Annotated in this window: 5 protein-coding genes; 1 reads left to right on the top strand and 4 read right to left on the bottom strand. The window is 41.1% G+C overall.

Annotated elements, in window-relative coordinates:
• Window positions 1-423, top strand: a 423-nt coding sequence (gene tsf, locus B4H32_RS07935; protein ID WP_286801553.1) for a translation elongation factor Ts, incomplete at its 5' end; no start/stop codon positions are given.
• A 68-nt stretch (window positions 424-491) separates the two neighbouring features.
• Here tsf and B4H32_RS07930 read toward each other — a convergent pair.
• The 4 genes from B4H32_RS07930 to B4H32_RS07915 all read right to left on the bottom strand — a co-directional run bounded on the left by B4H32_RS07930 (window position 492) and on the right by B4H32_RS07915 (window position 8018).
• Window positions 492-1721 (bottom strand): multifunctional CCA addition/repair protein, encoded by a 1230-nt coding sequence (locus B4H32_RS07930; RefSeq protein ID WP_286801549.1) that lies wholly within the window; start codon window positions 1719-1721, stop codon window positions 492-494.
• Window positions 1722-1818: 97 nt separating this feature from the next.
• On the bottom strand, window positions 1819-4089 hold the full coding sequence (locus B4H32_RS07925) for an NADP-dependent malic enzyme (RefSeq protein ID WP_286801533.1): 2271 nt from the start codon (window positions 4087-4089) through the stop codon (window positions 1819-1821).
• Window positions 4090-4293: 204 nt separating this feature from the next.
• Window positions 4294-7170, bottom strand: coding sequence for a bifunctional diguanylate cyclase/phosphodiesterase (locus tag B4H32_RS07920; protein ID WP_286801517.1), 2877 nt, complete (start codon window positions 7168-7170; stop codon window positions 4294-4296).
• A gap of 119 nt (window positions 7171-7289) precedes the next feature.
• Complete coding sequence (locus B4H32_RS07915) at window positions 7290-8018, bottom strand: 16S rRNA (uracil(1498)-N(3))-methyltransferase (RefSeq protein WP_286801511.1); 729 nt, start codon at window positions 8016-8018, stop codon at window positions 7290-7292.
• Window positions 8019-8100 lie beyond the last annotated feature (82 nt).

Raw genomic sequence — 8100 nt, 5'->3', positions numbered from 1 at the left:
TACAAGCACGGTTTAAAAATCGGTGTGGTTGTATCTTACACAGGTGATGCTGACACTGGTAAAGGTATTGCAATGCACGTTGCTGCGTTCAACCCAGTTGCTGTAAATGCAGAAGCTGTTCCAGCTGACTTAATCGCGAAAGAGAAAGAAATTGCTGAAGCGAAAGCGTTGGAATCTGGTAAGCCAGCGAACATCGTTGAGAAAATGGTAAGTGGTTCAGTTGATAAATACTTGAACGAAGTTGCACTTGACCGTCAAATGTATGTAATCGACAACGACAAGAAAGTTGCTGATGTATTGAAAGCAACGGGTACCAATGTCGCTCAATTCGTTCGTTTCGAAGTGGGTGAAGGTATTGAGAAGAAAGCTGAAATGAGCTTTGCAGAAGAAGTTGCTGCTGCTCAGGCTGAAGCTGCGAAGTAATTCGTATCTTTTCAAAAAACCCAGCCTTGTTGCTGGGTTTTTTTATTGGTTCTTTTTACATGCTCAAACTATGGCTCATCGTGTTGCTGTTTGAACTGTGCCAGTGCCTCAATTCGGTATTTAATCAGCATTTCACCAATTTCAGGCCCTGTAATGTGTTCGGGTAAATCCTGTGCCCGAATATTCCGTACAATTTGCATTGCATCCAGAATATATTGGGCCTGTGGATAAGGGCGATCTTCCAGACCTAGGCGGCCTTTTGCGTCACATTCACATGCCTGTACAAATGCTTCAACCTTTTCTGGTTTCCGTAAAACATCCAAACGTTGTAGTAAACGCCATAAAGTACCTGGTTTTAAACTCTTGGCCTGATGGCACTTTAAATGTTCTTTACAGACGGTCAGGGCCAGACTCTTGAGCTGAGAGGGAACCTTTAAGCGGTCACACACCTCGGTTACGGGTTGCAAACCACGTTCCTCATGCATGATGTGGCGTGGCAACTCTTCAACAGGGGTCAATGCCTTGCCCAAATCATGGACCAGAACAGCGAAGCGTACATCCAGTGCATAATTGGACTGACAAGCTTGTTTTAGGGCCATTAAAGTGTGTACACCACAATCTATTTCAGGGTGGTACTCTGGGCGTTGAGGAATACCAAATAATGCATCTATCTCGGGAAACAGTACTTTTAGTGCATCACAATCTCTTAATGTTTGAAAATAGATATCGGCATGATCTTCCATCAATGCACGAGAAGTCTCTTTCCATACTCGTTCAGGAGTCAATGCATCAAGCTCACCTGATTTCGCAATTTCACTCATTAGTTGCAGCGTTTCATCTGCGATTTTAAAACCGTAGTTTGCATAGCGTGCAGCAAATCGGGCAACACGTAGCACACGCAAAGGGTCTTCGGTAAATGCATCTGAAACATGGCGTAGGATTTTCTGGTCAAGATCTTTTTGACCACCATAGGGATCATAAACTTGTCCAGTTTCATCCATTGCCATTGCATTAATCGTTAAATCACGACGAATTAAATCTTCTTCTAATTTAACAGTGCTATCAGTAAAAAATTGGAATCCGTGATAGCCAATGCCTGATTTTCTTTCAGTACGTGCTAGTGCATATTCTTCTTTTGTTTTTGGATGAAGAAATACAGGGAAGTCCTTTCCAACGCGTTGGTAACCTTCAGATAATAATTGTTCAGGTGTTGCTCCAACCACAACATAATCTTTTTCGTGATAGGGGTGACCGAGTAAGTGATCTCGAACTGCACCGCCTACTAAATAAACTTGCATAAAAAACCTCTATTCTTCACACAATCATGCTACAGAATAGAGGTTTTCTCAAGCACTAAGCATAGCTTTTAATGTTAAAAGCTATGCTTAAACTATATCAGTTTTGGCTTTGCTGAATTTCAGCAACAGTTAAAGCTGTCATATTCACTAAACGACGTGTTGTTGTCGTTGGTGTAAGGATATGAACAGGTTTTGCTGCGCCTAAAAGGATTGGACCGATTGTTACGTTATTACCAGATGTTGCTTTCAACAAGTTGAATGAAATGTTTGCAGCATCTAAGTTAGGCATAATCAATAGGTTTGCAGAACCTTTGAAGCGTGAATTAGGGAAGGCAAAGTGACGAATGCTTTCATCTAATGCTGCATCACCATGCATTTCACCTTCAACTTCAAGTTCTGGAGCTTGTTCAGAAAGTAAACGATAAACTTCACGCATTTTCTGAGCACTTGGATCAACTTGATCACTTCCAAAACTTGAGTGAGAAAGTAAAGCGACACGAGGAGTCATACCAAAACGACGTACTTCTTCGGCTGCTAAAATAGTCATCTCTGCAAGTTGTTCAGCAGTTGGATTGGTATTTACATAAGTATCGGCAATAAACAAGTTACGATCTTCAAGCATTAATGCGTTGAGTGTAAACAAAGTACTACGACCTTCTTTTAAACCGATCACGTTTTTAACGAAATCTAAATGGATATCGTAGCTCGCATAAGTGCCACATAGCATGCCATCAGCTTTGCCAAACTTAACTAGCAATGCGGCGATTAAGGTTGAACGACGACGTGCTTCACGTTGCGCATATTCCACAGTTACGCCTTTACGTTGCATCGTATTGTAGTAGTCTTTCCAGAAATCATCATATAAAGGATTGTTTTCTTGATCGACGATTTCAATATTGACATCGCGCTGTAAGCGTAAACCGAGTTTTCTGATATTGTCTTCAATAACAGCCGTACGACCAACAAGGATTGGTTTAGCTAGACCTTCATCTACAACAATTTGAACCGCACGCAATACACGTTGATCTTCACCCTCGGCATATGCAATACGCTTAGGATCAGTTTTCGCTTGTGAGAAAATCGGTTTCATTAAAAATGCTGAGTTATATACAAACTCAGAAAGTCTTTGACGATATACAGAAAAATCTTCAATTGGACGTGTCGCAACACCTGAATCCATCGCAGCTTTAGCTACTGCTGGCGCAATCTCAAGAATCAAGCGTTGGTCCAGAGGGCGAGGAATCAAGTAATCACGACCGAATGATGCAGATTTTTCACCGTAAGTCGCAGCATCTGCTTCAATATGTGCCATACGTGCAATCGCATGTACACAAGCAATTTTCATATCTTCATTAATGGTAGTTGCACCGACATCGAGCGCACCACGGAAAATATATGGGAAACAAAGTGCATTGTTTACTTGGTTTGGATAGTCTGAACGACCAGTTGCCATAATTACATCAGGACGAACTTCGTGCGCATGTTCAGGCAAGATTTCTGGGTCTGGGTTTGCAAGTGCAAAAATAATTGGGTTTTCAGCCATTTCCTTAACCATTTCTTTGGTTAAGATTCCTGCCGCCGAAAGACCCAAGAACATATCTGCGCCAGGCATTACTTCATGTAATTGAGTGGCAGAAATATCTTGAACATAACGTTTTTTCGATTCATCAAGTCCTTCACGTGAAGTTGTTAGAAGACCACGAGAATCAGCCACAATAATATTCGATTTATTTACGCCTAATGCACAAAGTAAATCTAAACATGACAATGCGGCAGCACCAGCACCTGATGCAACGATTTTAATTTCATCAATTTTCTTGTTCACGATCTGCAAGGCATTCAACAATGCTGAGCCTACAATAATACTGGTACCATGTTGATCATCATGGAACACAGGAATCTTCATGCGTTCACGAAGTTTCTTCTCAATATAGAAACATTCAGGTGCCTTGATGTCTTCCAGGTTGATACCACCAAAGGTTGGTTCTAGTGCGGCAACGATATCCACGATCTTGTCTGGATCGTTTTCAGCAATTTCAATATCAAATACATCAACCCCAGCGAACTTCTTGAACAGTACGCCTTTACCTTCCATTACAGGTTTGGAGGCAAGGGGACCAATGTTCCCTAAACCAAGTACGGCTGTACCATTACTCACGACGGCGACCAGATTGCCACGGGCTGTATATTTAGCGGCGGCAGAAGGGTCACGTTCAATTTCCAGACATGGAGCTGCGACACCAGGAGAATATGCAAGCGCTAAATCTCGTTGGTTAACGAGCTGCTTGCTAGGTGTCACACTGATTTTTCCAGGTGTAGGAAATTCATGGTAATACAAAGCGGCTTGTTTTAAAGATTGATCGTCCATCTGAGTCTCGATTGTTTCGATAGTTGTTTCAATACAACAACCAGTCATAGCTAGGACTGATTATGATATTAATATAAGTGCACAAGAATATAGCACTAGTTCATGGTTTAGCCCAGTCAAAAAAGCTTATTTTCACTGAACGATGAGGCTTATTGACAATTGATAATGATGGAAAAATCAACATGCAAAAAGTCTAAAATCATTTTAAATGGAATATCTTGCGGTTGACAGTTGGGTATGCTGTTGCAGATATTCAGTTGCATGTACGGCAGTTAATGGTTTGGCAAACAGGTAACCCTGCAATATGTCACAGTTTTGGCGTTTTAGGTAATCACGCTGTTGTTCGGTCTCAACCCCTTCCGCCACAACTTTTAAACCAATGGTTTTGCCCATGGCTATCATGGCATTAACAATCGCATCGTGTTTGGCATCACCAATTTTTGAAATAAATGCCCGATCAATTTTTAAGATGTCAATTGGATATTCGGTAAGGTAGGCCAGAGATGAATAGCCAGTACCGAAATCATCCAATGCAATAGAAATGTCGCGTTCTTTAATGGCTTTTAACACCATTTTCACAGTATCAGTATTTTCCAAAAATGCCGATTCGGTAATTTCTAATACAAGATTACGGCCAATAATGGCGTAGGTTTCGAGTATTTCATCGAGATCGCTCAGCAATTGACCACGTTGAATTTGCTGCGCCACAATATTTACCGCAATATTAATATGATTGAAACCAAGTTTTTGCCATGCTTGTAATTGTTTTGCCGCTTCATACAACACAAAACGCCCAATATCTGAAATCAAACTGGTGCTTTCTGCCAAAGGAATAAAAATATTCGGCATGATTAAGCCTTTACTTGGGTGATTCCAGCGAATTAAGGCTTCAAAACCAACAACTTTACCATCAAGCGCATTCATTTTAGGTTGATAATAGACAACCAGTTCATTGTTCTGAATCGCTTTTCTTAGATCGAGTTCCAGGTCAGTGTGTCTTGCCACAAAGTTGGTGCGTTCACTCGAATAATAACGAATGGTGTTGCCACCCAAACGTTTGGCTTCTGTTAGTGCCTGTTCGGCATGGGTATTGAGGTTGTCAACCTGACGGCCGTGCTCTGGGTAAATGGCGACACCGATGGAGATGCTGACCACATATTCCTGTTCCGCAATATAGAATGGCTTGCTAAATGCTTCGACAATATTGTTGCACAGTTGGTGTATCTGTGGATGGAGTGGTGACATCTCGTAAATAATGGCGAAATCATCCGCGCTTAAATGGGCCACCAAAAGTGCGTCAATATTACTAATCCTTAAACGTTGTGCAGCCTGTTTAAGCAGCTCATTTCCTGCTTGATTGCTTAGTAGTTCATTCAAGGCACGGAATCTGTCGATATTCAATCGAATTACCGCAAGATGCTGAATGGATGCCTCATTGACCAGATATTGATGTAATTGCTGATGGTAATAGAAACGATTTGGTAAATCCGTCAGGGTGTCGTAGTTGGTGAGGTAGGAAAGACGCTGTTCCTGATGTTTACGCTCAGTCTGGTCAGACACAATACCAATATAGTTAATGACCCGATCAGTCTCATCTTTCACCGCATTGATATGTATCCATAAAAAACACGATTTTTCAGAAAGATAGGTTTCCTGAAATTCCCCTTCATATTCCTGTTCTTCATAGAGCGTGTCTAGAATCGAAAGGTGGAAATTATGGTGATGCTGTTTATCTTGTTTGGTAATTTCAAAGAGTTCTTTGTTTATAATAATTTGCTTATCAAGTCCAGTCAGTTGTTCGTATTTTGGGTTGACCTCGATATAGCAGAAATTTTCATCCAGAATAAAAATGCCTTCAGAAGCGTGTTCAAAAACGCTGGCAGCCAGTTTTAAACGTTCCTGATGCTTTTTCTCCTGATTAATGTCACGGTGTATGCCCACCATGCGCAACGGCGTTCCATCTTTTGGATTTCTTAGAATGACCTGTCCAACATCATGAATCCATGCCCATTCACCATTATGGCGTTTGATGCGGAAAGTTTCTTCATAGCGTTGTGTTTGTCCGCACAAATGGCTATACAGGGTATTTTTAACCCGATCCACATCATCTGGATGAACGATTTTATGCAGCAGGGTGTAGTGGTTTTCAGACTTGCGTGTAACCCCTTGACTATGGGCGTTGGTGACACCAACCGTATGGTTTTCCAGATTCCATTCCCAGGGACGAATACCCGCAGTTTCATGGGCAAAAGCCAAGTTCTGGCGGTGTTCTTCCAGACTCTCATTCATCTGGGTAAGATCGAAAGTACGCTCACGGACCTTTTGTTCCAGTAAATGATTATTGAACTGGAGTTGTGCTTCTATGTCTTTGGATTTGTTGACCTCACGCTGTAGCTGTTGGCATAGTTCCTCTGTCCATTGATTGTGTTGTTCCGCCACATCAATCAGTTGCTTGTTTTTATCCAGAACCTGAGACAGGCGCTGGTGAATGTTAAAGGTGGCCTGAGCACAAAGCAGAGTGGCAAAAAAAGACAGGTAATAGGCAATGTAAAATAGGGTATGTTCTTGATCTCTATGTATAATCTGGGAAATCACCAGAGGGCTGATGCTTGGAATGAAGAACAGGAAAAAGTAACGGATATGCTGGGTTAAAAAAGTCAGCGCAATAATATGTGAAGAGGTGAGCAGCAAGGCGGTCAGGGTCAGGATATGTGAGGCTGAAAGATTCGGGACATCCCTGATCAATAGGTAATTGATCACAATGGTGCTGATTCCCAGCAACAAACCCGTGAAAAAACAAATGGCCTGAAAGGTAATATCGGTTTTTCCAGCAAACTGAGTTGATGAATAATATCTTAATGAAAAGTGACAGACTGCGTAAAAAATGAGTAATAGTGTAAGAGTAAGGGTCATCCATGTGGTAAAGACATTCGTACTAAAGGAATAGAAGGAAGCGAATAGAAGATAATCCAGAAGCGCAATCAAAAATACACTTAAAACGAACAGGCGTACGTGGTTGGGATAGTTGATCTGATCCGTATAAGTAAACGGCAGAAATTTTTTTTCTTGAACCCTTGACATATAAAGAATAATCCTTTTCATTTTTATCTGTGTTGGGCCTATAGACGTTGCTGTATATCAACATCATTGTGTTTTATTTTAAATTACCGCTAAAGCCATTGGAAAGCAATCCAAAACCATTATTTGGCTGAAAAGTGATAATTTAAAATGGATAAAGCTACAACTGGAGCGGTTTCAGTCCTTAAAACACGGTCTCCAATGCACCAGCTTTGAAAATGATTCTGGTTTGCAGTTTCAATTTCTGCTTCACTCAAACCACCTTCTGGACCAATCAGTAGGGCTAAATCAGGCTGGCTATTTAGTACTACGTTTTCTTGGTCTTTGTTTGGCGCTAACACAAAACGTGATTGTGGTAGCTGTGCCGATTTTACCCAATCGGTTAAACTAATTGGTGCTAGAACATTTGGAACAATGTTCATACCGCATTGTTCACATGCTGCAATGGCCACAGACTGCCAGTGATCTAATTTCTTTTGATCACGGTCGTATTTCAGGCGCATTTCGCAACGTTCACTAGTCAATAATTGAATAGTTGTGACACCAAGTTCAGTGGCTTTTTGAATCGCATAATCCATGCGCTCGCCACGGCTCATCACCAAGGCAATGTTGACAGTAAATGGCAAAGCTCGATTGATCGGATTAAAATCGTTGATGGTAACGAGCGCTTGTTTTTTAGTGATATCCGTTAAAGTAACGGTATATTCACCACCTTGACCATCAAAAAACAACGCTTGTTCATCCATACTTGCTCTTAACACTTTACACCAATGATGAAAAATATCTTCGGTCAAAGGCACAGTGCTGCCAACTTGTAGCAAATTTGGTTGGTTATAAAAAAATCTACGCATAAATCATCTAAGTAAGTTTCACGATTGAGTTAACTTTTGTAGGCATTTTAACCTACTTAACTTAACTCAATCGTGAAACTTA

This window comes from Acinetobacter sp. UBA2063 (genome assembly GCF_002333245.1).
Taxonomy (GTDB): Bacteria; Pseudomonadota; Gammaproteobacteria; order Pseudomonadales; family Moraxellaceae; genus Acinetobacter; species Acinetobacter parvus.
This window is presented reverse-complemented; position numbering and strand designations above follow the sequence as displayed.

Excerpts from the sequence above, each read along its gene's own strand:
- B4H32_RS07920 (WP_286801517.1), bottom strand. The coding sequence starts at position 7,170 with ATGTCAAGGGTTCAAGAAAAAAAATTTCTGCCGTTTACTTATACGGAT.
- B4H32_RS07925 (WP_286801533.1), bottom strand. The coding sequence starts at position 4,089 with ATGGACGATCAATCTTTAAAACAAGCCGCTTTGTATTACCATGAATTT.
- B4H32_RS07930 (WP_286801549.1), bottom strand. The coding sequence starts at position 1,721 with ATGCAAGTTTATTTAGTAGGCGGTGCAGTTCGAGATCACTTACTCGGT.
- B4H32_RS07915 (WP_286801511.1), bottom strand. The coding sequence starts at position 8,018 with ATGCGTAGATTTTTTTATAACCAACCAAATTTGCTACAAGTTGGCAGC.